The sequence below is a fragment of the Klebsiella sp. KE9456 genome (assembly GCF_043832615.1).
GTDB classification, from domain to species: domain Bacteria; phylum Pseudomonadota; class Gammaproteobacteria; order Enterobacterales; family Enterobacteriaceae; genus Klebsiella; species Klebsiella indica.
The window spans coordinates 18,548-42,767 of sequence record NZ_JBDYQK010000013.1 but is presented as its reverse complement, the minus strand read 5'-3'; the positions used below and the strand labels follow the sequence as shown (position 1 = coordinate 42,767).

Genomic DNA, 24,220 nt, shown 5'->3' with positions numbered 1-24,220 from the left:
GCTCATTTAACGTATTCAATTTCGTTCACGTACCAGGTCGCCTCACCGGCGGGCGTGTTCACGATCGCTAAATCACCGACCGCTTTTTTCAGCAGCGCGCGCGCCATCGGCGAGTCGATAGAGATGTAATCCTTGCGACCGAAGATTTCATCGTAACCGACGATACGAAAGCGCATGGTATCGCCATCATCGTTTTCAATTTCCACCCACGCGCCGAAGAACACTCTCCCCTCCTGCTGCGGCGAATAATCAACGATTTTCAGATGTTCAAGGCATTTGGTCAGGTAGCGTACCCGGCGGTCGATTTCACGCAGGCGCTTTTTATTGTACTGATAATCAGCGTTTTCGCTGCGGTCGCCGAGGCTCGCCGCCCAGGTCACTTTTTTCGTGACCTCCGGGCGCTCTTCACGCCACAGGGTGTCCATCTCTTTTTTTAGTTTCTCATACCCTTCACGGGTGATCAGCGGCGTTCTCATCGCAGGTTCCGGCTCCTGATTGCAGATCGTTGTACCATGCTACGCACAATTCATCGCACGTAATAATACCAACAGGATAAATAATGTGGCTTATGCTTAAATGTATACTTAAGCTGCTGTTAAATATGCTTTGTAACAATTTAGCCTGGAATATATACCAGATTTCGCTGGTGAGCGACCCGGGCTTTTTTGAGAATACGCACTGACAATTGCAGTGAACCTTTGGGAGTATAAACAATGCAAGAGAATTATAAGATTCTGGTTGTCGATGACGACATGCGTCTGCGTGCGCTACTCGAACGTTATCTGACCGAGCAAGGCTTCCAGGTTCGAAGCGTGGCGAACGCCGAACAAATGGACCGCCTGCTGACCCGTGAATCCTTCCACCTGATGGTGCTGGATCTCATGCTGCCCGGAGAAGATGGCCTGTCCATTTGCCGCCGCCTGCGCAGCCAGAGTAACCCGATGCCGATCATTATGGTGACGGCGAAAGGGGAAGAAGTTGACCGTATCGTGGGTCTGGAAATCGGCGCCGACGACTACATCCCGAAACCGTTCAACCCGCGCGAACTGCTGGCCCGTATCCGCGCCGTGCTGCGTCGCCAGGCTAACGAACTGCCGGGCGCCCCTTCGCAGGAAGAGGCGGTGATCGCCTTCGGCAAGTTCAAGCTGAACCTCGGTACGCGCGAAATGTTCCGCGAAGATGAGCCGATGCCGCTGACCAGCGGTGAATTCGCGGTGCTCAAAGCGCTGGTCAGCCATCCGCGCGAACCGCTGTCCCGCGATAAGCTGATGAACCTCGCCCGTGGTCGCGAATATTCAGCAATGGAGCGTTCCATCGACGTGCAAATCTCCCGCCTGCGCCGCATGGTGGAAGAAGATCCGGCGCATCCACGCTATATCCAGACCGTGTGGGGCCTGGGATACGTATTCGTCCCGGACGGTTCTAAGGCATGAAACGCGTGCGTTTTTCGCCGCGAAGCTCGTTTGCCCGCACGCTGTTACTGATCGTCACTCTGCTGTTCGCCAGCCTGGTGACGACCTATTTAGTGGTGCTGAATTTCGCGATTCTGCCGAGTCTTCAGCAGTTTAATAAGGTTCTGGCCTACGAAGTCCGTATGCTGATGACCGATAAGCTGCAACTGGAAGATGGCACGCAACTGGTGGTGCCGCCGGCGTTTCGCCGCGAGATTTACCGCGAGCTGGGCATTTCGCTCTATTCTAACGAAGCGGCGGAAGACGCAGGCCTGCGCTGGGCGCAGCATTATGAATTTTTAAGCCAGCAGATGGCACACCAGCTTGGCGGGCCAACCGAAGTGCGGGTGGAGGTCAATAAAAGCTCCCCCGTGGTGTGGCTGAAAACCTGGCTCTCGCCCAATATCTGGGTGCGCGTCCCGCTGACCGAAATCCATCAGGGCGACTTTTCGCCGCTGTTCCGCTATACCCTGGCGATTATGCTGCTGGCGATTGGCGGCGCCTGGCTATTTATTCGTATTCAGAACCGGCCGCTGGTCGATCTGGAGCATGCCGCGCTTCAGGTCGGACGCGGCATTATTCCCCCGCCCCTGCGCGAATACGGCGCCTCTGAAGTGCGCTCGGTAACCCGCGCTTTTAACCATATGGCGGCAGGCGTGAAACAACTGGCGGACGATCGGACGCTGCTGATGGCCGGAGTGAGCCATGATTTGCGTACCCCGCTAACGCGTATCCGTCTGGCGACGGAGATGATGAGCGAAGAGGACGGCTATCTCGCGGAGTCCATTAATAAGGACATCGAAGAGTGCAACGCCATTATCGAACAATTCATCGACTACCTGCGTACCGGTCAGGAGATGCCGATGGAGATGGCAGACCTCAACTCGGTGCTGGGCGAAGTGATTGCGGCGGAAAGCGGCTACGAGCGCGAAATCGTCACCGATCTGCAACCGGGCGAAATTCTGCTAAGCGTGCATCCGCTATCCATCAAACGCGCGCTGGCGAATATGGTGGTCAACGCCGCCCGTTACGGCAACGGCTGGATTAAAGTCAGCAGCGGTAGCGAAGGCAACCGGGCCTGGTTCCAGGTGGAAGATGACGGACCAGGAATTAAACCGGAGCAGCGCGAGCATCTGTTTCAGCCGTTTGTGCGCGGCGACAGCGCCCGTACAATCAGCGGAACCGGGCTGGGATTAGCGATTGTCCAGCGCATTATCGATAACCATAATGGCAAACTGGAACTGGGTTCCAGTGAACGTGGCGGGCTATTGATTCGCGCCTGGCTGCCGGTGCCGGTCAGTCGGGCACTTCCGGCAGTAAAAGCGCCAAAAGAGAGCTAAATCGGCGATAACCTGCCCCTTGCCCGGCACACATTAAACGTCGCCTTGCCGGGCAACAAAAGCGCCGTGCGGGCTGGCCGCCGCCCGGCAGGAACGCCGTCCCCTCTGTTTTCAATGCGCGCTGACCGCCATCTCGTATGCCGCAGGCAAATTCAGCCGCTGCCAGAACTGCTGGTCGCTGGTTTCACCCGACAGCGGATATCCCGCAGGCAAAGCCGTTTTGACCATCAGCGCCCGACGCTGCGCGGCGGACAACGTCGGCAACGCAGACTCCAGCAACACTTCCGCTCCCTCCGGCACCTTCAGGCGCTGCTTTTCACCCTTCTGCTGCGGCAAATCGTAGGTCATAGTAAAGCGATAAAAATCGCGCATTGCCGGGTCGCGGTACGGATCATCCTTCGCTGGCGCCTTTGCACACTCCGCCAGCGTCATGCCGCACTCCTTCGCCAGCGCTGTGCGTAGTTGATCGCGAGCTTCATTGAACAATGCGCGGTACTTAGCGTCATTCAGATAGTGCGCGACATTACGCTGCGCCACCATCCGCGACCCCATCACATCCAGCGGATAATGCACGCCCAACACGATACGCGAGTAACCGTAACGCGCGCCGCGGGTCACCAGTGCGTCAAACCGCTCAGGGATCATCTCCGCCATTAGCAGCGCATCGGTATAACCGGTATTCGTATGCCCGCTCGGGAACGAACCACCGTCTGCGGTATAGGGTTTGTTATCCTTCACCACCACATCATCCGGCACCAGATGGATGGTATTGCCCTGAATCAGAAACGGGCGCGGGTTGTTAAAGTGTTTTTTGGCCGCTCCGGTACTCACTTCGGAGGCTTTAATCAGCGCCGCCGCCTTGCTGAGTTCGCCTTTATCGTAGGCGGAGAGGAAAGCTTTTCCGAGACGCGGACCCATTGCATCGCTGAGAAAATAGAGATAGCTGATGCCCTCGGCATCCGCCAGCGCCTGATGGCGGGTGGTTTGTACCGCATCGCGGTTAATCGCGGTGACCGTCTCAAGGTTTTGCTGTATCACCGTCTTCGGCAGCGTGCTGAACGCCGAAAGAAGAGCGATCCCCGCCTGCTGGTTGGCTTTAACCTGGAAGTCATAGCCGCTGGCTTTTAGCCACGCTTTATCCGCCTGAATTTTATTCTGCCTGGCGTGTGTTAACCGATCGCGAGTGAGCGTTGGCGCATCGCCCTTCAGCGCGTTACGCAACTGCGCCAGGCTTTGGTTCTCCAGCGCGTCAAAGGCCGGGCTGGCGGCGGCTGGCGTCACGCTGTTGGCGATTGCCGCCGCCTGATTCAACGGGATATCCTTCGCCAGAACCGGCAGCGCCAGGATTAACGCCGATGCCAGCAGTGAGATTTGCAGTTTCATTATTTTTCCTTTATATCCTAAATAATTCGCGTTGCTTAAAGGCGGCAAGGGAGTGATTCCCCAGAAGCATAGATAACTATGTGACTGAGGTGAACGAGCGTAGCCAACACATAAGCAGCTTGAAGTATGACGGGTATATTCAAATAATTACCTTGCCTGCCAGCAACGCTAACGCCACCGTTTGACACTTTTATGACAGCGTTATGTTTTGCAACGCTTTAGCCAGAATCGAAACAAGACGGCGCCACAGCGGTAATCGAGGCGGATCTGCGGTAAACTACCGGTTATCTTGTTTAATTCCCGGAATCACCGTATCCATGCTCAGTTATCGTCACAGCTTTCACGCAGGCAACCACGCCGACGTGCTTAAACATACCGTTCAGAGCCTGATCATTGAATCACTCAAAGAGAAAGAAAAACCGTTTCTCTATCTGGACACCCACGCCGGCGCTGGTCGCTATCAGCTGAGCGGAGAACACGCCGAGCGTACCGGCGAATATCTCGACGGTATCGCCCGCATCTGGCAGCAGGATGATCTGCCCGCCGAGCTGGAACCCTATATTTCCGTTGTGCAGCACTTCAACCGCAGCGGCCAGTTGCGTTACTACCCAGGCTCGCCGCTGATTGCCCGCCAGCTGCTGCGCGAGCAGGACAGCCTGCAGATGACCGAGTTGCACCCGAGCGATTTTCCGCTGCTGCGTGCCGAGTTTCAGAAAGACAATCGCGCCCGGGTAGAAAAAGCCGATGGCTACCAACAGCTTAAATCGAAGCTGCCGCCGGTTTCCCGCCGTGGGCTGGTGCTTATCGACCCGCCTTACGAAATAAAAACCGATTACCAGGCGGTGGTAACCGGTATTCATGAAGGCTACAAACGCTTTGCCACCGGCACCTACGCGCTATGGTATCCTGTGGTCTTACGGGCACAAATTAAGCGTATGATCAAAGAGTTAGAAGCCACCGGCATTCGCAAAATTCTGCAAATCGAGCTGGCGGTACGCCCGGACAGCGACCAGCGCGGGATGACCGCCTCCGGGATGATTGTGATCAATCCGCCATGGAAGCTGGAGCAACAGATGAACAACGTTCTGCCGTGGCTGCATAAAACGCTGGTGCCGACCGGCATCGGCCATGCGACCGTCAGTTGGATCGTGCCTGAGTAATCGCAACCATCGGTGGAACCTTTTACGCCTCGCGCTACAATCGCGGCCATTCAATCATTAAGGACCAGAGCCATGACCAAACATTATGACTACATCGCTATCGGCGGCGGTAGCGGCGGTATCGCCTCCATCAACCGTGCGGCAATGTACGGCCAGAAGTGCGCGCTGATTGAAGCCAAAGATCTGGGCGGTACCTGCGTTAACGTCGGCTGCGTACCGAAGAAAGTGATGTGGCACGCGGCGCAAATCCGCGAAGCAATCCATCTGTATGGCCCGGATTACGGCTTTGACGCTACCATCAATCACTTTGACTGGGAGAAACTGGTCGCCAGCCGCAGCGCCTATATCGATCGTATTCACACCTCCTACGATAACGTGCTGGGCAAAAACAAGGTCGACGTGATTAAAGGTTTCGCCCGCTTTGTCGATGCGAAAACTGTGGAAGTGAATGGCGAAACCATTACCGCCGATCATATCCTGATCGCCACCGGCGGACGCCCGAGCCATCCGAATATTCCGGGCGTCGAGTACGGTATCGATTCAGATGGTTTCTTCGCGCTTCCGGCGCTGCCAAAACGCGTTGCGGTGGTTGGCGCAGGCTATATCGCCGTTGAGCTGGCGGGGGTGATTAATGGTCTGGGCGCGGAAACTCATCTGTTCGTGCGCAAACACGCGCCGCTGCGCAGCTTTGATCCGCTGATCGTTGAAACGCTGGTTGAGGTGATGAACGCTGAAGGCCCGGAGTTGCATACCAACGCCATTCCGAAAGCGGTGGTGAAGAACGCTGATGGCAGCCTGACTCTGGAGCTGGAAGATGGCCGCAGCCAGACCGTCGACTGCCTGATTTGGGCGATTGGCCGCGAACCGGCGACCAATAACATCAACCTGGCCGCAGCCGGCGTAGAGACCAACGACAAAGGCTATATCATCGTCGATAAGTTCCAGAATACTAACGTTCCGGGCATCTACGCCGTTGGCGATAATACTGGCGCCGTTGAACTGACTCCGGTAGCCGTGGCCGCCGGTCGTCGCCTCTCCGAGCGTCTGTTTAACCACAAACCGGACGAACATCTGGATTACAGCAACATCCCGACCGTGGTCTTCAGCCATCCACCTGTCGGCACCGTCGGCTTAACTGAACCGCAGGCGCGCGAACAGTACGGCGATGACGCGGTAAAAGTGTATAAATCCTCTTTTACCGCCATGTATACCGCCGTAACCTCGCACCGTCAGCCGTGCCGCATGAAGCTGGTCTGCGTCGGCCCGGAAGAGAAAATTGTCGGCATTCACGGCATCGGCTTCGGTATGGATGAAATGCTGCAGGGCTTTGCGGTGGCGCTGAAGATGGGCGCAACCAAGAAAGACTTCGACAATACGGTGGCGATCCACCCGACGGCGGCGGAAGAGTTTGTGACCATGCGCTAAAACGCTCGTCATCCTATGATCTGGCACTCAAAAGACGCTCACCGGAGTAGTGCCGATCGGTTAAGCGAGTCACCGGCGTTGTCTTCTGTTTTATTGGTCAACGGTAATCGCTTTTTCGGTGGTTATGGTGAAAGCGCGATACGGCTACAAGACTGACGACATCGTCGATTTTTTCTGGCCTACAGCGACTGGGGAGTTACCATTTCAGCTCAGGCTTACCGCAAGGGGTTTGGCGCATCAAGGAAACCTGGCGAGAACGCAGGCGCGCATCCAGGACTGGCCGCCAGGACGGCGGCCAGAGGGCGGCCAGAGGGCGGCCAGATGAAGCCGGAGTGGAGCGGACCGCGCAGCGGCAGGTTTTCAGCGCAATGCCGGGGGTCCAGGGGGACGAGCGAAACGTCCCCCTGGCCGTTCACACGCAATGCATATGAAGAATATCCTCGTATTAACCGTGAACGGAACAGGCCACTGAATCAAATAGGTAAAACGAAAAATCCACCATCACCACCGATTAACGGAACCGCTCAGGCAGCCATAAACACAACTGACTGCCCTTAACTAACCAGCAGGACTCCCCGGCGCGCCTTTTTATCTCTACGCCACGCCATTGTTCCCGTGGCGCTTAAAGGCCGGACGCTGGTTCAACGCCATATACCAGCGTTCAACCTGCGCCATTTCAGGGTGCGCGAACGGCGTCATTTTCCAGCGATGCACCGACAGGCCAAGCACAATATCCGCAAGGGTAAACTGGCTGCCGGTGATCCATGCTCCGGTTTGCTGAAGTTGCGCATTCACGATCTGCACGCAGCGGGTCCAGGCGGCGATGCTCTCTTTTATCGCCACCGGGTCCTGAAACCGCGGGTCCTTACGCACCAGCCCCATAAAGGCGTAGCGCCAGGCATTGTTAAACTCTGTTGCCTGCCAGTCCATCCAGTGTTCGACCTCCGCAGCAGCCTGCGGCACGGCGGGGAGCAGATCGTCCCGCCCCGCTTTCCGCGCCAGATAACGGCAAATGCTGTTCGACTCCCACAGCACAAAATCATCATCCAGCAGCACCGGCACAAGGCTATTCGGATTGAGCGCGCGAAATTCCGGGGTCTCAATCGACCGGAATCCGCTGCCATAATCCTCCTGCTGATACTCCAGCCCCGCTTCCTCGCAGGTCCACAGCGCTTTACGCACGTTAATTGATGAGCGCTTGCCCAGTATTTTTATCATTGTCAGCAATACCTCAATCAAAAGAGATGATAGTTTCACCATACTCCATCGTTCGCATGTGTACAGCCGGATAATGTGTACTTCCAGGGACATAAGCGTTGGTTACGCGCGTTCAGGCAAAGCGCTTACCGAACTCGGCCCATCGAAATTCATGTGATTACCGCCTCCCTGCAACCCGAATGATTTCGGCTATAGTGGATTGCAAAATTGTTCTTCGATACAGGACCCCGACATGTTGACTAATTTTAACCTTTTAACGCCGGGCAATATCCGTTTTGGCCGCGGCCTTGCGTGTAGCGCTGCTTCCTGGCTTGCCGGGCGTTCAGCGCAGATACTGCTGGTTCACGGTGCCAGCCTGCAACGGGCACAGCCTTTACTGGACGAATTACATACCTGCCAGTTGAACGTCACAACGCTGGCAATCGCCCATGAACCCTGCCTGCAGGATATTGAACAAGGCGTTCGCCTGGCGCGGGAAAAGGGCATCGGCGCGGTGGTCAGCCTCGGCGGCGGCGCGGTGATTGACGCGGGTAAAGCTATTGCCGCGCTGGTTCCGGTTCAGGGACCCGCAATCGACTATCTGGAAGTGGTCGGTAACGGGCGCGGATTAGAGGCCGATCCGCTGCCGTTTGTCGCCATTCCTACCACCGCCGGTACCGGCGCGGAAGTGACAAAAAACGCGGTGATCAACGTTCCCGGGCAACAACGCAAAGTCAGCCTGCGCGACGACCGGATGCTGCCGGATCTGGCGATTGTCGACCCGTCGCTCACCGACAATGCGCCACGCGCAGTCACCTTAGCGTCCGGTCTCGACGCCCTCACGCAGGTTATCGAGCCCTGGCTGTGCGCCCGCGCGAATCCTTTTACCGACGCCCTGTGTCGGGATGCAATCCCGCGCGGCATTAAGGCCCTCAGAACGCTGATGGAAAAAGAGTGCCCGGACAGCCGCGATGAGATGGCGTGGGTGAGCCTGTGCGGCGGGCTGGCATTAGCGAATGCCGGGCTTGGCGCGATCCACGGCCTGGCTGGACCGCTGGGCGGCCTGAGCCATGCCGCCCACGGCGCGCTTTGCGGCAGCCTGCTCCCCTTCGGTCTGGCGCTGAATGAAGCGCAAATAAGTGACGAGAAGGTCCGTCAACGCTTTGCTGATGTGCGCCAGTGGCTGGCCGCCGGGCTGGGCGTTGAGCCGGACAGCGCCTGGCAGAGCCTCCGCGAGTGGAGTCAGCGCGCCGGACTGGGAAACCTGCGGAAGCTCGGCGTACCGCACGAAGCGCTGGAGCCAGCGGCCCTTGCCGCCTGCGGCTCATCATCGATGAAAGCCAACCCGGTTATGCTGACCAGCGAGCAGCTACTGGAGATGCTGGAAGCCGCATGGGAATAATCGCGCGCCGTGCAAATGCCGGGGAATTGCAGATTGCAGACAAAGCGTGTTGTTCCGGAATTACCCGGCGAAAATGCGAGCATAATGTCTGAGACAGGTTGGTCATCAGCCGAAAATTTAGATTTTGTTGCAAAACGAATGCTCTAAATTCGTCAGGCGAACACCCAACGATGAAGCGTTTTTTAAGTCGGTAGATCAGTTAATTAGGGCTATATCCCGTTACCTCATCTTAATAATAAAACGTGATCTATCGCACATTTTATCCTCCCTCCCCCGCTGCGAATGTCTACGCTTAATAGACAGGTCGGGTGCTCCCGGCATCCTCTACTGACGCAATCCGGAGGTCCGTATCATTATGTTCAGCCAGAAATTACGTAACGCTGATGCCGATGAACTCAGGATCGAAAACGATCCATGCTACGAAGCCGATCCGTACGAGTTAAAACTGGATGAAATGTTCGACGTTGAACCGGAACCGGAGATTATTGAAGGGCTGCCCGCGTCAGATGCCCTGACCCCTGCAGACCGCTATCTGGAACTGTTTACCCATGTCCAGAAGTCAGGTATTTTTGCCGACAGCAAAACCTTTCCCGACTGTGCGCCGAAGCAGGATCCGCTGGATATTTTGCTTCACTACCGGCGCGTAAAACGCACGTCCGAATTCGATTTACGCCAGTTTATTGAAGAGCATTTCTGGTTGCCGGACAACCGCGCCGAGGATTACGTTTCCGATCCCAATCGATCGTTGAAAGAACACATTGATGCCCTGTGGCCAATTCTGACCCGCGAGCCGCAGGATCATATTCCCTGGTCGTCGCTGCTGGCGTTGCCGCAGTCGTATATCGTCCCCGGCGGGCGTTTTAGCGAAACCTACTACTGGGACTCCTATTTCACCATGTTAGGGCTGGCGGAAAGCGGCCGCGAAGATCTGCTGAAATGTATGGCGGACAACTTCGCGTGGATGATTGAAATCTACGGCCATATTCCGAACGGCAACCGCACCTACTATCTCAGCCGCTCGCAGCCGCCGGTTTTCGCGCTGATGGTGGAGCTATTTGAGGAAGATGGCGTTCGCGGCGCCAGACGTTATCTTGACCATCTGCAAATGGAATACAGCTTCTGGATGGACGGCGCTGAATCGCTGGTGCCCAATCAGGCCTATCGCCACGTAGTGCGCATGCCGGACGGTTCGCTGCTCAACCGCTACTGGGACGATCGCGATACGCCGCGCGATGAATCCTGGGGGGAAGATGTGGCAACCGCGAAGCGCTCCGGGCGACCGCCAAACGAAGTATACCGCGATCTGCGCGCCGGAGCGGAATCCGGCTGGGATTACTCCAGCCGCTGGCTACGGGATATCACCAGGCTGGCAAGTATTCGCACCACCCAGTTTATCCCGATTGATTTGAACGCCTTTTTATTCAAGCTGGAGAACACCATCGCCAATCTCTCCGGCCTGAAAGGAGAGCGGGACACAGAGGCCGCTTTTCGCCAGAAAGCCAACGACCGCCGGGCAGCGGTGACCCGCTACCTGTGGGATGACGAAGGCGGCTGTTTTCGCGACTACGACTGGCGCCGCGAACAGCTGGCCCTGTTCTCCGCCGCCAGTATCGTTGCGCTGTACGTCGGTATGGCGACGCATGAGCAGGCCGACAGGCTCGCCGATGCGGTTCGCGCGCGTCTGCTGACTCCCGGCGGGATTATGGCCACCGAGTACGAAAGCGGCGAACAGTGGGATAAACCCAACGGCTGGGCACCGCTACAGTGGATGGCGGTGCAAGGATTTAAAATGTACGGTCAGGATCCGCTCGGGGATGAGATAGCTCACAGCTGGCTGCAAACGGTAAACCATTTCTACAAACGGCACCATAAGCTGATCGAAAAGTACCATATCGCCAGCGCCACCCCGCATGAGGGCGGCGGCGGCGAATATCCGCTGCAGGATGGCTTCGGCTGGACCAACGGCGTCGTGCGTCGGCTCATTGGTCTGTATGGCGAACCCCTGTAAAAGCGCGCGGCTTCCAGAATTGATGCCTGGCATACGCGCTTCAGGGACTCTGCCATGCCTGACGTCTTATGCCACGGCGGTATCGCTGCCCGCGACGACCTGATGACGGTGTTCTCCGGCGAGCCGAATTATTTCGGCTCGCCGGACCATCCCCCGTAGAGGAAAAAAGATTACAAAAACATCCCGCCGGAAACTTCGACGCGCTGGGCGTTCATCCAGCGCAGGTCATCGCTGAGCAGCGCGGCAATCGCGTCGCCGATATCGTCCGGGAGGCCCACTCTTCCCAGCGCAGTCTGCGCGGCGATATACTGATTAACCTGCGCGTTATCCCGCACTACACCGCCGCCAAAATCGGTTTCAATGGCGCCAGGGGCAATAATATTGACCGAAATTCCCCGCGCCCCCAGTTCTTTCGCCTGATAGCGGGTCAACACCTCCATCGCGCCTTTCATGGCAGCATAAGCCGCATAGCCCGGCAGCGCAAAACGCGCCAGCCCGCTGGATACATTCAGGATGCGTCCGCCGTCAGCTAACAACGGCAGCAGGCGCTGAGTAAGGAAAAACGGTCCTTTAAACTGGATATTCATCAGCTCATCAAACTGGGCTTCGCTGGTCTCAGCAAAGGGAACGTTCAGACCAATACCGGCATTGTTCAATAAATAATCGAAGCTATCCCGCTGCCAGTGCTGCTGAAGTAATTCCGTCATCTTATGAGCAAAGCTGTCAAAATGATGACTATCGCCGACGTTGAGCGGTAATGCCGCCGCCTTTACGCCTTTTCGTTCAATTTCAGCGACAACGTCCAGCGCCGCCTGCTGGTTGCTGTGCCAGGTCAGGATAATATCGGTTCCCCTCTCTGCCAGCTTTAATGCCGCATTTTTTCCCAACCCGCGGCTCCCGCCGGTGACTAAAGCGATACGTTGTGTCATCAGAACCCCCTTCTTGCTTGCGTTTGCATAGTTAAAGAGCTTATTAGCTGCTATAAAAACAATAAATATAGGAAATTGCGTTTTACTGTTTCTGTATCAATAACAATAGGCCCCCGGGATGGATAGAATTCACGCAATGCAGCTGTTTATTCGGGTCGCGGAACTGGAGAGTTTTTCCCGTGCCGCCGATATCCTCGGCCTACCGAAAGGGAGCGTATCGCGCCAGATTCAGGCGCTGGAGAACCATCTTGGCACTCGCCTGCTGCACCGTACGACCCGCCGGGTACAACTGACGCAGGACGGTATGGTTTACTACGAACGCGCAAAGGATCTGCTCAGCAATCTTGATGAACTGGACGGCATGTTCCAGCTCGATCCCTCCAGTGTCAGCGGTCGTTTACGGGTAGATATGCCCGTCGGGATAGCGAAAAAGCTGGTCATCCCGCGGCTACCGGCATTTCTGCAACAATATCCCGGTATCGAACTGGAGCTCAGCAGCAGCGATCGGTTGGTCGATATCGTCCGCGAAGGGTTTGACTGTGTAGTTCGCGTCGGTACGCTGAAGGACTCCGGGCTGATCGCGCGGCCTCTGGGTAAACTCACGCAAATTAACTGCGCCAGCCCGCACTATCTGGCGCGCTTCGGCTACCCGCAGTCTCTTGATGATCTGGTCGATCATGCGCTGATCCACTACGCGAGCAACCTCGGCGTACGCCCACTGGGATTTGAGGTATTCAGCGATGGCGTGGTTCGCTGGGTTAAAATCGGCGGCGTGCTGACCGTCAACAGTACAGAAACCTATCAGGCATCGTGTCTGGCGGGTCTGGGAATTATTCAGGTTCCGCGAACTGGCGTGCGTGACATGCTGCGCACCGGCGAACTGATAGAAATTCTGCCTCATTACCGCGCCGAACCATTACCGGTCTCATTGATTTATCCCCACCGGCGTAATCTTTCACGTCGGGTACATCTGTTTATGGAGTGGTTAGGCGGGCTGATGAAAACCTATGTCGATTAGGAATCAGACACCGTATCAACGATTTTACGTATATAATTTTGATGAATACCGCTGTAAAAAAGGAAGAAAAACGTTATGACGCCGGAAAACGACGCTCAACGCCCGCCCCAGGAACCTGGCTCGCCGCCGGATAAAAACAAAAGCACGATAGCCGCGATTAATGATTCTGCCGTGGCGAAAAAGGCCAATCAGGCACTGAAAACCGTCACCGGAACGGCAGAAAAAGTCCAGCGCAACCCCATTATTGCGCACCTCATTCGCGCCGCCGAGCGCTTCAACGACAGGCTTGGCAATCAGTTTGGCGCCGCCATCACTTACTTCTCATTTTTGTCGATGATCCCTATCCTGATGGTCTCTTTTGCGGCCGCCGGCTTTGTGCTGGCTTCACATCCCACCTTACTACAGGATATCTTCGATAAAATTTTGCTCAACGTGAGCGACCCGACTCTCGCCGCAACGCTGAAAAATACCATCAACACCGCCGTCCAGCAGCGCACCGCGGTGGGTATCGTCGGCCTGCTGGTCGCGCTCTATTCGGGGATTAACTGGATGGGCAACCTGCGCGAGGCGATTCGCGCCCAGTCGCGTGACGTCTGGGAACGCACGCCGCAGGATCAGGAGAAGATTTGGGTAAAGTATTTCCGCGACCTTATCTCGCTGATCGGCCTGCTGGTTGCATTAGTGATCACCTTATCGATCACTTCAGTGGCAGGTTCCGCCCAGCGGATAATTATCTCGGCGCTTTATCTCGATAATATCGAATGGCTGAAACCCGCATGGCGACTGATTGGTCTCGCAATCTCTATTTTCGCCAACTATCTGCTGTTTTTCTGGATTTTCTGGCGACTACCGCGCCACCGTCCTCGCCGCAAGGCGTTGATTCGCGGCACGCTGATTGCGGCGGTCGGCTTTGAGATAATCAAAATCATTATGACCTGGACGCTACCGGCGCTGGTGAAGTCCCCTTCAGGAGCGGCATTTGGCTCGGTACTGGGGATAATGGCATTCTTTTATTTCTTCGCCCGCCTGACGCTTTTCTGCGCCGCATGGATTGCGACTGCCGAGTATAAAGGCGACCATCGGATGCCGGGCAAATCCCACGATTAAATCATTACTGGGCTGAATAAAGACGCAAAATTCAGCCCAACCTATTATTTCAGCAGATAAATCCAACACGTAACTTTTCTTTAACCAGAAACTGGTTTTATCAACCATAACTTGAATTATGTGAAGCATTTCATAGAAGTTATTTTCCGGTAACAAAAATTATCCACTTTTTGCCTCTTTTTCAGGCTATCGCTCCCCTTGTTACAGATTGAAATGTCCCTGATGCTGTGGCTATATGGCCCTTCGTTCGCAAAAAATAAGAAAGATCTATGCAATCCACAGCCACAACACTCGACAACGCTCAGGAAACCGTCCCGGTTAATTCACGCAATAAAGTCGTGGTCGCCTCACTCATTGGTACCGCCATTGAGTTCTTTGACTTCTATATCTATGCCACTGCAGCGGTCATTGTCTTCCCGCACATTTTCTTCCCGCAGGGCGATCCTGCTGCCGCCACGCTACAGTCGCTGGCGACGTTTGCTATCGCCTTTATTGCCCGCCCTATCGGATCCGCGGTATTTGGTCATTTTGGCGACCGGGTAGGCCGTAAAACGACCCTGGTGGCTTCATTGCTGACCATGGGGATCTCCACCGTGGTTATCGGCCTGCTGCCTGGCTATGAGACTATCGGAATTATGGCGCCGATGCTGCTGGCGCTGGCGCGTTTTGGCCAGGGTCTGGGTCTCGGTGGAGAATGGGGCGGCGCGGCGTTACTGGCGACGGAAAACGCGCCGTCGCGCAAGCGCGCGCTGTATGGTTCTTTCCCACAACTGGGCGCGCCTATCGGCTTTTTCTTCGCTAACGGCACCTTCCTGCTGCTCTCCTGGCTGCTGACCGACCAGCAATTTATGGACTGGGGCTGGCGTCTGCCGTTTATCTTCTCCGCCGTGCTGGTGATCATCGGTCTGTACGTTCGCGTGTCCCTGCACGAGTCGCCCGTGTTCGCTAAAGTCGCCGCCGCGAAGAAACAGGTGAAAATCCCGTTAGGCACGCTGTTGACAAAACACATTCGCGTTACTGTCCTCGGCACCTTTATCATGCTGGCGACCTACACGCTGTTTTATATCATGACCGTCTACTCCATGACTTTCAGCACCGCCGCTGCCCCGATTGGTCTCGGTTTGCCGCGCAACGAAGTGCTGTGGATGCTGATGATGGCGGTTATTGGTTTTGGCGTGATGATACCGGTTGCCGGCATGCTGGCAGATGCATTTGGCCGCCGTAAGAGCATGGTCGTCATCACGGCCCTGATCATTCTCTTCGCGCTGTTTGCCTTTAAACCGCTGCTCGGCTCCGGCAGCCCTCTGCTGGTCTTTGTCTTCCTGCTGCTTGGTCTGAGCCTGATGGGGCTGACCTTTGGCCCGATGGGCGCGCTGCTGCCAGAGCTGTTCCCGACGGAAGTTCGTTACACGGGCGCCTCGTTCTCCTATAACGTCTCGTCGATCCTCGGCGCTTCCGTGGCGCCGTATATCGCCGCCTGGCTGCAGGGCAATTACGGCCTGCCTGCGGTGGGGCTCTACCTGGCCGCAATGGCGACGCTGACGATGATTGCCCTGCTGCTCACTCACGAAACGCGTCATCAGTCGCTGTAACGCTCTTCGCCCCCGGCGCATTGCAGCCAGGGGCGACATTTCACCCCGCTATTTTTCATCAGCGACCACATCGCCCAATCCGGATTCGCCTGTTCCTTGCCACGTGACCATCCGGTAAACACCGGAAAAGCCAATGACGCTGACAATTGCGGTCTCCGTCACATAATCCGCGTCAGGTCAAAAAAAATAATGGAACGTTGTTTTAATATGGTTGACCATAAAAGCGACCCAGCGCACACTAGAACGAATATTGATTTAATTTCAGGTCATCACTATGTCGAAGAAAATTGCCGTCATTGGCGAATGTATGATTGAACTGTCAGAAAAAGGGGCGGCAGTAAACCGCGGCTTCGGCGGCGATACGCTAAACACTTCCGTCTATATCGCTCGTCAGACCGACGCCAGCGCACTGAGTGTGCACTACGTCACCGCACTGGGAACTGATACCTTTAGTCAACAGATGCTCGAATCCTGGCAGCGCGAAAATGTCCAGACCGACCTGATTCAGCGTATGGCCGACCGTTTACCGGGCCTGTACTATATCGAAACCGACGATACCGGCGAGCGGACCTTTTACTACTGGCGCAATGAAGCAGCGGCCAGGTTCTGGCTGGAAAGCGAACAGTCTGCGGCGATCTGTGAAGCACTGGCGACCTTTGACTATCTCTATCTCAGCGGTATCAGTCTGGCGATCCTCAGTCCCGCCAGCCGTGAAAAACTGCTGACCCTGCTGCGCCAATGCCGCGCGAACGGCGGCAAAGTGATCTTCGATAACAACTATCGCCCTCGCCTGTGGAGCAGCAAAGAGGAGACGCAGCAGGTTTATCAGCAGATGCTGACCTGCACCGATATCGCTTTCCTGACCCTTGACGATGAAGATGCCCTATGGGGGGAGAAACCGGTTGAGGACGTGATTGCGCGTACTCACGCCGCTGGCGTCGAAGAAGTGGTGGTCAAACGCGGCGCCGAATCCTGCCTGGTGGCGATTGCTGGCCAACCGCAACAGGAAGTTCCGGCGGTAAAACTGCCAAAAGAGCGTGTGATTGATACCACAGCGGCAGGTGATTCGTTCAGCGCTGGCTATCTGGCGGTACGCCTGACCGGCGGAGACGCCGAATCCGCGGCAAAACGCGGGCATCTGACCGCCAGCACGGTAATACAGTATCGTGGCGCGATTATCCCGCGCGAAGCGATGCCGCAGTAATCTCCCCGGCGCAACGCTGATCCGGCCCACGTTAAATCAGTAACCTAACGATATTATTGATTTACCTGGCCGGATAAAGCCCCAGCCGCCGCCCGGCTGAAACGCAAGCCCAATGGCTGATACCGTTGTTATCGGCCTCACCGGATAGCATGGCTATCCGGTTTTTCTTACTGCGCTGGCGGGGTATCCGTCACGTCGTTGTTCCCTTCCGCGACATCGTTGCTGCCTTCAGTCGCTGGCGCGGCGGCGGGTACAGGCGCCATCACTTTCTCCCACGTCGCCTGGAGATCCTTTATGTTGTATTCCGGCTCGCTCTGCGGCTGCTGCAGTACCAGCGCCATATCCTGCGACAGTTGCTGACGCAGGTACTGGTTTAGCATGTCAACCGTCAGTGAGTTAAGGAACTCCTGGCGCAGCTTCTGATACTGCTCAGGCGCAATATCCACCACCTGGTTTTGCAACGAACGCATCCGCTGACTGATCAGGATATACGTATCGGTGCGCGCATAGGTGGCGAACAGCTTCTGCAACTCAAGGTTTTTCTGCGCAATCAGGGCAGCAAACTCATCCTGTGACAGACCGTTATCGCGCACTTTCGCCAGTTCGCGCGCCACGGTCGTTAAGTTTGCATTCAGACGTTCGGCCGGCGATTCGATATTGATCGCACACTGCGCCCGCAAGTAGAGAACGCGACAGTCAAAACTGAGGTTGATGTCCTTGATATTACTTTTGCGTAAATTCTGCTGTACGTGCCAGAACAGCGCTTCACGCGCAAGATCATCGCGCCAGTAACGCTGGAGCGCAACCGAGTCGCGAATCGGTTGCCACGGCGCATCCCACATCAGTGACAGCTTATCCTGGCGCACCGCATCGGTCATAATACTGACCGGCATTGTCGGTAGCGGCGAGAGCGTAGGAACCGCCGCTGGCGTCTCGCGCTTGCCTTTCAGGCTACCGAAGATTTTGTTGATTTGCTCGGCGACGTTGCGACTGTCAACGTTACCAACGACGATCAGCGTCATGGCATCCGGCGTATACCACTTGTGATAGAAATCTTTTAATTTGGCAATATCAATCGGTTGCTTCAGCGGCACGGCCGGATCGTGCGCCAGCATCGTTGAACCTTTCAGCCGATAGCGCCACCAGCTTTCTTTGGTATTCGCAGGCCAGGTCGCCACCATATCCTCGCTCTGCAAAGCGTGATTGACCGTTTCCCGGGTAATTGACAGCTTACCATTTGCATTTGCCAGCCAGCTCAACGCCTCTTTCAGCAAATCGTTACGGTTATTCGGTAAGCTCAGGTTAAACAGACTGTAGTCATAAGAGACGATCGCGGGGGGTAAAGGGCGGTTTGGATCAATACTCTGCTGCCACAACGAACGTGCCTGCATGGTCGGCAGGGCACCACTTTGCGTCAGCGCAAGACGGGGGATAAAGTGGCTAAAACCGCTCTGCTGAGTGCTCTCACTCAACGAGCCAATATTTACGGACAAGCGAATTTCGACGCGATCGCTGGGACGTTGCGGGGTCGCTAACACCTGCCACTGAAAGCCATTTGCAAGCACCCCTTGTTGCCAGGCCGGGTCCGGCTGGAGCGCTTCAGCCTGCACATAACCGGCTGCCGCCATCATCAGCAACCCACCGGTTAAGAGTCGAATTTTTGTGCCCTGCATGTGAACCCCTGATCAACATTCCTGGTTACAACAGCAGCCCACGGACGGACCGCCGAAAAATGTGGTAAGTGAAGTACGTCGGTTAGACCACGCGAAGATGAAAATGTCACATGTAGACGTTAAATAAACATTTGTACCCGTCATACTTCAAGTTGCATGTGCGTTGGCTTTCCTCGTTCACCCCAGTCTCGTACTGGAGTACGCTCCCGGGGATTCACTGCCTCGCCGCCTTCCTGCAACTCGAATTATTTAAGGTATAGAGTCGCGCTGTACAAACGACAGCGCTCCCTAATTATGCGCAGGAGCCCGTTCTCCAGCAAGGAGAACGGGCCTAACAGATGGATTTATGAGGATAATTCGTGCGATTCGCGTACCGGAGTGCGGTTATTCAGGACATCATCCAGCTGTCTGGCGTCCAGCTCTTTTACCCATTTAGCGACAACAATGGTCGCCACGCCGTTACCCACCAGATTGGTCAGTGCGCGCGCTTCGGACATAAAGCGGTCGATGCCAAGGATTAACGCCAGACCGGCCACCGGCAGATGGCCAACAGCGGAAATGGTCGCCGCCAGCACGATAAAACCGCTGCCCGTCACTCCCGCCGCACCTTTCGAGGAGAGCAGCAACACGACCAGCAGGGTAACCTGATGGAAAATGTCCATATGGCTATCGGTCGCCTGCGCGATAAACACCGCCGCCATTGTCAGATAGATTGAGGTTCCATCAAGGTTAAATGAGTACCCCGTCGGGATCACCAGCCCCACCACGGACTTACGGCAGCCCAGTTTTTCCATCTTATCAAGCATGCGCGGCAGCGCCGACTCAGAGGAAGAGGTTCCCAGCACAATCAGCAGTTCTTCGCGAATATAACGAATGAACTTGAAGATGCTAAAGCCGGCTGCTTTGGCGATCGAGCCAAGTACCAGCACCACGAACAGGATACAGGTAATGTAGAAACAGGCGATCAATTGACCGAGCTGTACCAGTGTACCGACGCCGTATTTACCGATAGTAAAAGCCATCGCCCCGAACGCGCCAATCGGCGCCAGGCGCATAATCATATTGATAATGCCGAAGATGACCTGCGAGAAGCTTTCAATCACGTTAAAAATCAGTTGGCCTTTGCTGCCCAGACGATGCAGCGCAAAACCAAACAGTACCGCGAACATCAGTACCTGCAGAATATTGCCGCTGGCAAAAGCGCCAATCACGCTGCCAGGGATAATATCGAGCAAGAACGCCACGATGCCCTGTTCTTTCGCCTGCGCGGCATAAACCGCCACGGCGTGCGCATCCAGCGTCGCCGGATCAACGTGCATTCCGGCACCGGGTTGCACCAGATTGACAATGATCAGGCCGATAATCAGAGCAATGGTACTCACGATTTCAAAATAGAGCAGCGCCACCGCGCCGGTGCGGCCGACGGCCTTCATGCTTTCCATCCCGGCAATCCCTGTCACGACGGTACAGAAGATAACCGGAGCAATTACCATTTTAATCAGCTTCACGAAGGCATCGCCGAAAGGCTTCATCTGCGTACCCAGTTCCGGGTAAAAGTGGCCCAGCAGAATACCGATCGCTATGGCAGATAAAACCTGGAAATAGAGGCTTTTAAAGAAAGAGGTTTTCATAGGGTGTCCTTTGGGAATAACCACAGACAAAGAAAGGGTACTGCGTCTGTGGCTTAAAAATAACACCCGTGAAACATTTCAGAAATAACAAGGTGCACATTTGCAACGGAATTGTTAATAAATTTGAGCTGACTCGCACAAGCTAACAATACAGTTACAAATTTGCATCCCCGGTATCATTCAGTAAAAAGCGGGTCATAAATGCTTCCGGCGGAATGGCGCCGCTAAACAGCCCACCCTGCGCAATATCGATCCCCGCCGCCTGCAGCCAGGTATACTGCGCCTGGGTTTCAACGCCCTCCGCAACAATACGCAGATTGAGGCCACGAGCCAGTTGTATAATCGCCGGGACCAGACTGATGTCATCCGGCAGCATATCGATCAACGTCTTATCGATTTTCAACATGTCCACCGGCAACGATTTGATATGTTGCAGTTGACGCAGGCCCACGTAACCCATAGCGAAATCATCCAGCGTAATCCGCGCGCCTGCTTCACGCAGCGGACGCAGCCGGGAAATCAGCATCTGCGGCTCGTCCATTCGACGGCTTTCTGTCACTTCCAGCACCAGGGTATCCGGCACAACGCGGTAGCGCGCAAGCAGCGCCAGTATTTCCACCTCGCTGTCGCTATGCAGCAACGAGGCATTAACCGACAGCGGCAGCATGATCCCCTGATTCTGCCAGGCGACCAACTGTCGACAGGCTTCTTCCAGTAGCCAGTAGCCGACTGGAGCCGTCAGCCCGCAGGCGTCAATGCGCTCAAGCAGATCTCCCGGCAGCGACCAGTCGCCATTCGCCTGGCGCTGCCGTAGCTGCACTTTCGCGCCACACACTTCACCGCTACGGGCATCTACCTGAGGTTGCAGCCAGATAGCAAACTGCTGGTTATCGAGCGCCGTCAAAATATCATGCTCTTCTCTCAGCCGACGTTGCGCTTTCTCCATCTGCTGCGGATCAAAGAACTCAATCTGGTTTTTACCTTTACGACGCGCGGTTACGGCGGCAGAAAACGCCCGCCGATAGAGCTGTTCGGCGCTGATTTCACCGTTAAACATCGCGATACCGACGCTGGCGCAGGGGCGAAGCTGGATACCGTGTAACGGTAAACGCTCATTTATAACAGTAAGTACTTGCTTACTTAGCGTAACCGCCTGCCAGGGTTCAGCCATGCTGGAGGCCAGGATCGCAAAGTCGTAACCGCTTACCTGGGCCAGCACCATTTGCGAAGGAATAATCGCGCGCAGCTTTTCCACCAGAGTCAGCAGCAGCATTTCGCGCTGCGTCTCTTTCAGCACGCCAGCGGTATCCTGCAGCGTTTCACAGGCAATGATCAGCAGTGCCGAAGCCTGAGAACGGGCAACTATCTGCTCCAGCATCGCCATCAAAAAAGCTTTATTGGGCAGCTCGGACTCCGGGAAACGGGTCGATTGCAAAGAGAGTTCATCATGCTGGCGCAGCAAAGTCTGCTGATTACGGTTGTAACTGCGCACCAGCATTCCAAGTTCATCATCATGATGTAAACGCGGTAGCGTAAGCTGGTGGCCGAGGCGCTCCTGCTGCGGCACATCATTCAGTTCGCGGGCGATTTTACGTAACGGACGCACGATGAGACGGTTGATACACCAGGTGAGCGCCACCGTCAGAACCAGCACCAACAGTAAGTAAGCGGTTACTAACGTTGAGAGTGCGCTCATCACGAATTTGTACATCCGCCAGGAGTCGGCCTGTAGCACCAGGTAAGCCAGCGGCTGCGGATTCGCAGGCCGCTCAAGAGAGTAGATCGGCAATGAAATCTGGACTGGCAGTTCGAACATCCGGGTGATCATTACCGGGACCGGACGCTCCGGGATAAAGCGCATTCGCAACGCCTGGAATTGATTAGGCAGTACAACGTCTGCCCGGCTGACGACACCCGCGGGCTGAATGCTGCTCAGAATCGTTTCCGCTTCCGGAATATCGGCTTTCAGGATCGCCGCTGATAGCGGTTCGCGGACGGAACGCGCGATGCTTTCTAATTGCGTGGCCGTGGTAAAGCGACTCTGCTGAACAAAGTGGAACAGCAAAATAGAACAGAAGACCAATACGAACGCCATGGATACGCTCGCGACCATCGCCATCTGTTTAATTGTAAGTGAGCGGCTGACGCGCAACGGGGTTCTCCACTGAAACTGAACGCATTTTCGGTATAGATCCATCCACACCGATCGTTTTCAGGCTGATTATATACTCAAATCGGTCATTCACGCCCGTAGCCAGGGGCCAGTCCATCAGGGAATAATCAGCCTGTATTGCCAAAAAAGGCAAAGCCTGACGAGTATACGCGAAGAGCGTCGGGGAGTGACGCTCTCTCGCATAATTCAGGCTAATCTGCACCGGTCGGCGGGAGCGTCTTTTTTAAGGGGAGTGGCGAAATGGTCTATTTTTGTTTTGCGTGGTTTTGATCGGTGGCCGGTTCCGTTCGCTGTCAATAGGTAGATACTGGCTATCTCCGCAGCCTGTGAACGGCATGGGGCCGTTTCGCGCCCCCATGCCCCCGGCATTACGCTGAAGCACATAAAAACAGACGCCAGCCGAAATTATTCAGGCTGAATCAGGGCTAAAAACGAGTTTGCCGGAGCCACTGATTAACTGATTTCACTGGCTCCGGCGGAGCCGCCCCCTGGCATAACGCAGGGAGCAAAACGCATTCCGGCGCTCACTGGCGGTCTTTATTCGCCAGCCACGCCAGCAGTTTCAGACTGGCGGAATAATAGTCGTCCTGAGCCGTAATCTCAGGTTCACCCCGCGCTTCCCCGAGGGTTAAATCACGTACCGCCAGCAGCCCGCCGGTCATAAACCAGGGGGCGACCTCACCGGTATTGACGTTAATCCATGCCGGCGTTTGCAGACGCGGATAGCTCTGGAACCAGTTTTTCCACGGCGTCAGCAAACGACTTTGCGGATCACTCCAGGAGACATACAGCGGGATACGAATCGCATCATAGCTCATCCGCGCTGGCCACTCTTTTGCCGGTTCCATCTTGCCATCTGCGTTTAACACCACCCAGTCGCTGGGTAGCTGAGATTTTCCCCACGCCATTTTTTCCAGCAGCGCCTGACCATCACTCTGTAGCTTTCGCCAGGCCGTCAGATGCGTGCGAGCCGCAAAGGCCTGCCATGCCGGAAAGATAAAATAGGACGGATTCAGGTTCAGGTGATCGTTAAAGTAAAACCCCTTTGCCCCCGGCAACATCACCTGACGACCGGCGAACGTGACCACCGTGAACTTCAGCAGTGCGCTGGTAATCGCATCGGATGCCGTGCCGTATGCGCTATCCTGCCACTGCTGCTGCGCACGCAACAGCGCCCAGGCGATCATCGTGTCGCCATCGGTTGCGTTGTTTTTATCCGCCACCGGATTAGGCGCCACCGGGTTATAGCGCCAGTAAAACAGCCCATTATCTTTGTTACGCAGCGTCTTATTGGTCCATTGCCAGAGTTTGTCAAACGTCGGACGATCGTTATTGGCCACCGCTAACAACATGGCAAAACCCTGGCCTTCAGTATGAGAAACATTGCCGTTTCCGGTATCAATAATGCGCCCGTCCGGCATCAGAAAACGCGATTTGTAACTTTGCCACGCCGTATCGGCCCACGCATGGGGAAGCATCATCACCGTCGCCATTACGACTGCAGCCAAAGCACGTAAGGACATAAAT

At 55.6% G+C, this 24,220-nt stretch carries 19 protein-coding genes; 10 read left to right on the top strand and 9 right to left on the bottom strand.

The window, feature by feature from the left end; translation table 11 throughout:
- Nucleotides 1-2: 2 nt before the first annotated feature.
- On the bottom strand, nucleotides 3-476 hold the full coding sequence (greB, locus tag ABK821_RS14695; RefSeq protein WP_138359470.1) for a transcription elongation factor GreB: 474 nt from the start codon (nucleotides 474-476) through the stop codon (nucleotides 3-5).
- A gap of 237 nt (nucleotides 477-713) precedes the next feature.
- Between greB and ompR the strand changes: the two genes are divergently transcribed.
- Together ompR and envZ are read left to right on the top strand one after the other, a co-directional pair.
- Nucleotides 714-1,433, top strand: coding sequence for a two-component system response regulator OmpR (ompR, locus tag ABK821_RS14690; RefSeq protein ID WP_001157751.1), 720 nt, complete (start codon nucleotides 714-716; stop codon nucleotides 1,431-1,433).
- Nucleotides 1,430-2,791, top strand: a complete 1,362-nt coding sequence (gene envZ / locus ABK821_RS14685; protein ID WP_138359472.1) for a two-component system sensor histidine kinase EnvZ — start codon at nucleotides 1,430-1,432, stop codon at nucleotides 2,789-2,791. The genes ompR and envZ overlap by 4 nt, the downstream gene beginning before the upstream one ends.
- Before the next feature lie 111 nt (nucleotides 2,792-2,902).
- On the opposite strand, the gene ABK821_RS14680 is transcribed toward envZ, so the two are convergent.
- A complete protein-coding gene (locus ABK821_RS14680; RefSeq protein WP_142503128.1) occupies nucleotides 2,903-4,174 on the bottom strand; it encodes a phosphatase PAP2 family protein in 1,272 nt (423 codons plus the stop codon).
- 317 nt (nucleotides 4,175-4,491) lie between these two features.
- Between ABK821_RS14680 and ABK821_RS14675 the strand changes: the two genes are divergently transcribed.
- Entirely contained in the window at nucleotides 4,492-5,334 is an 843-nt protein-coding gene (locus ABK821_RS14675; protein ID WP_138359476.1) for a 23S rRNA (adenine(2030)-N(6))-methyltransferase RlmJ, read from the top strand.
- Nucleotides 5,335-5,406: 72 nt separating this feature from the next.
- A complete protein-coding gene (gene gorA, locus ABK821_RS14670; RefSeq protein WP_343178093.1) occupies nucleotides 5,407-6,759 on the top strand; it encodes a glutathione-disulfide reductase in 1,353 nt (450 codons plus the stop codon).
- A gap of 594 nt (nucleotides 6,760-7,353) precedes the next feature.
- Here gorA and ABK821_RS14665 read toward each other — a convergent pair.
- Nucleotides 7,354-7,977 (bottom strand): glutathione S-transferase family protein, encoded by a 624-nt coding sequence (locus tag ABK821_RS14665; RefSeq protein ID WP_138359480.1) that lies wholly within the window; start codon nucleotides 7,975-7,977, stop codon nucleotides 7,354-7,356.
- Between the two features lie 232 nt (nucleotides 7,978-8,209).
- On the opposite strand from ABK821_RS14665, the gene ABK821_RS14660 reads away from it, so the two are divergent.
- On the top strand, nucleotides 8,210-9,358 hold the full coding sequence (locus ABK821_RS14660) for an iron-containing alcohol dehydrogenase (protein ID WP_343178094.1): 1,149 nt from the start codon (nucleotides 8,210-8,212) through the stop codon (nucleotides 9,356-9,358).
- A 355-nt stretch (nucleotides 9,359-9,713) separates the two neighbouring features.
- Nucleotides 9,714-11,366, top strand: coding sequence for an alpha,alpha-trehalase (locus tag ABK821_RS14655; protein ID WP_142503131.1), 1,653 nt, complete (start codon nucleotides 9,714-9,716; stop codon nucleotides 11,364-11,366).
- 170 nt (nucleotides 11,367-11,536) lie between these two features.
- On the opposite strand, the gene ABK821_RS14650 is transcribed toward ABK821_RS14655, so the two are convergent.
- A complete protein-coding gene (locus ABK821_RS14650; protein WP_138359486.1) occupies nucleotides 11,537-12,295 on the bottom strand; it encodes an SDR family NAD(P)-dependent oxidoreductase in 759 nt (252 codons plus the stop codon).
- A 118-nt stretch (nucleotides 12,296-12,413) separates the two neighbouring features.
- Between ABK821_RS14650 and ABK821_RS14645 the strand changes: the two genes are divergently transcribed.
- The 3 genes from ABK821_RS14645 (at nucleotide 12,414) to ABK821_RS14635 (ending at nucleotide 16,012) form a co-directional block, all read left to right on the top strand.
- Nucleotides 12,414-13,313, top strand: a complete 900-nt coding sequence (locus tag ABK821_RS14645; RefSeq protein WP_138359488.1) for a LysR family transcriptional regulator — start codon at nucleotides 12,414-12,416, stop codon at nucleotides 13,311-13,313.
- Nucleotides 13,314-13,388: 75 nt separating this feature from the next.
- Complete coding sequence (gene yhjD / locus ABK821_RS14640) at nucleotides 13,389-14,420, top strand: inner membrane protein YhjD (RefSeq protein ID WP_138359490.1); 1,032 nt, start codon at nucleotides 13,389-13,391, stop codon at nucleotides 14,418-14,420.
- 269 nt (nucleotides 14,421-14,689) lie between these two features.
- Entirely contained in the window at nucleotides 14,690-16,012 is a 1,323-nt protein-coding gene (locus ABK821_RS14635) for an MFS transporter (RefSeq protein WP_138359492.1), read from the top strand.
- On the opposite strand, the gene ABK821_RS14630 is transcribed toward ABK821_RS14635, so the two are convergent.
- Nucleotides 16,000-16,158, bottom strand: coding sequence for a hypothetical protein (locus tag ABK821_RS14630; protein WP_171034814.1), 159 nt, complete (start codon nucleotides 16,156-16,158; stop codon nucleotides 16,000-16,002). The two genes, ABK821_RS14635 and ABK821_RS14630, sit on opposite strands and share 13 nt — an antisense overlap.
- Before the next feature lie 128 nt (nucleotides 16,159-16,286).
- On the opposite strand from ABK821_RS14630, the gene ABK821_RS14625 reads away from it, so the two are divergent.
- Nucleotides 16,287-17,216, top strand: coding sequence for a sugar kinase (locus ABK821_RS14625; RefSeq protein ID WP_138359496.1), 930 nt, complete (start codon nucleotides 16,287-16,289; stop codon nucleotides 17,214-17,216).
- A gap of 167 nt (nucleotides 17,217-17,383) precedes the next feature.
- Here the strand turns inward: ABK821_RS14625 and ABK821_RS14620 are convergent, their stop codons facing one another.
- From ABK821_RS14620 to ABK821_RS14605, 4 genes are all read right to left on the bottom strand, one after another.
- Entirely contained in the window at nucleotides 17,384-18,889 is a 1,506-nt protein-coding gene (locus ABK821_RS14620; protein ID WP_138359498.1) for a pitrilysin family protein, read from the bottom strand.
- Between the two features lie 344 nt (nucleotides 18,890-19,233).
- Complete coding sequence (locus tag ABK821_RS14615; RefSeq protein ID WP_138359500.1) at nucleotides 19,234-20,520, bottom strand: dicarboxylate/amino acid:cation symporter; 1,287 nt, start codon at nucleotides 20,518-20,520, stop codon at nucleotides 19,234-19,236.
- A 154-nt stretch (nucleotides 20,521-20,674) separates the two neighbouring features.
- Nucleotides 20,675-22,672 carry a sensor domain-containing phosphodiesterase gene (locus ABK821_RS14610; RefSeq protein WP_343178095.1) on the bottom strand — a complete coding sequence of 666 codons (1,998 nt, stop codon included), beginning with the start codon at nucleotides 22,670-22,672 and terminating at the stop codon, nucleotides 20,675-20,677.
- Nucleotides 22,673-23,217: 545 nt separating this feature from the next.
- Nucleotides 23,218-24,216: a glycosyl hydrolase family 8 gene (locus ABK821_RS14605; RefSeq protein ID WP_343178096.1), complete on the bottom strand. Its 999-nt coding sequence runs from the start codon at nucleotides 24,214-24,216 to the stop codon at nucleotides 23,218-23,220.
- Nucleotides 24,217-24,220 lie beyond the last annotated feature (4 nt).

Bases quoted from the DNA above. Each gene is read 5' to 3' on its own strand.
- ABK821_RS14680 (WP_142503128.1), bottom strand. From the start codon at position 4,174: ATGAAACTGCAAATCTCACTGCTGGCATCGGCGTTAATCCTGGCGCTG.
- ABK821_RS14645 (WP_138359488.1), top strand. From the start codon at position 12,414: ATGGATAGAATTCACGCAATGCAGCTGTTTATTCGGGTCGCGGAACTG.
- ABK821_RS14635 (WP_138359492.1), top strand. From the start codon at position 14,690: ATGCAATCCACAGCCACAACACTCGACAACGCTCAGGAAACCGTCCCG.
- envZ (WP_138359472.1), top strand. From the start codon at position 1,430: ATGAAACGCGTGCGTTTTTCGCCGCGAAGCTCGTTTGCCCGCACGCTG.
- ABK821_RS14625 (WP_138359496.1), top strand. From the start codon at position 16,287: ATGTCGAAGAAAATTGCCGTCATTGGCGAATGTATGATTGAACTGTCA.
- yhjD (WP_138359490.1), top strand. From the start codon at position 13,389: ATGACGCCGGAAAACGACGCTCAACGCCCGCCCCAGGAACCTGGCTCG.
- ABK821_RS14665 (WP_138359480.1), bottom strand. From the start codon at position 7,977: ATGATAAAAATACTGGGCAAGCGCTCATCAATTAACGTGCGTAAAGCG.
- ABK821_RS14605 (WP_343178096.1), bottom strand. From the start codon at position 24,216: ATGTCCTTACGTGCTTTGGCTGCAGTCGTAATGGCGACGGTGATGATG.
- ABK821_RS14675 (WP_138359476.1), top strand. From the start codon at position 4,492: ATGCTCAGTTATCGTCACAGCTTTCACGCAGGCAACCACGCCGACGTG.
- ABK821_RS14620 (WP_138359498.1), bottom strand. From the start codon at position 18,889: ATGCAGGGCACAAAAATTCGACTCTTAACCGGTGGGTTGCTGATGATG.
- greB (WP_138359470.1), bottom strand. From the start codon at position 476: ATGAGAACGCCGCTGATCACCCGTGAAGGGTATGAGAAACTAAAAAAA.
- ABK821_RS14615 (WP_138359500.1), bottom strand. From the start codon at position 20,520: ATGAAAACCTCTTTCTTTAAAAGCCTCTATTTCCAGGTTTTATCTGCC.
- gorA (WP_343178093.1), top strand. From the start codon at position 5,407: ATGACCAAACATTATGACTACATCGCTATCGGCGGCGGTAGCGGCGGT.
- ABK821_RS14660 (WP_343178094.1), top strand. From the start codon at position 8,210: ATGTTGACTAATTTTAACCTTTTAACGCCGGGCAATATCCGTTTTGGC.
- ompR (WP_001157751.1), top strand. From the start codon at position 714: ATGCAAGAGAATTATAAGATTCTGGTTGTCGATGACGACATGCGTCTG.
- ABK821_RS14650 (WP_138359486.1), bottom strand. From the start codon at position 12,295: ATGACACAACGTATCGCTTTAGTCACCGGCGGGAGCCGCGGGTTGGGA.
- ABK821_RS14655 (WP_142503131.1), top strand. From the start codon at position 9,714: ATGTTCAGCCAGAAATTACGTAACGCTGATGCCGATGAACTCAGGATC.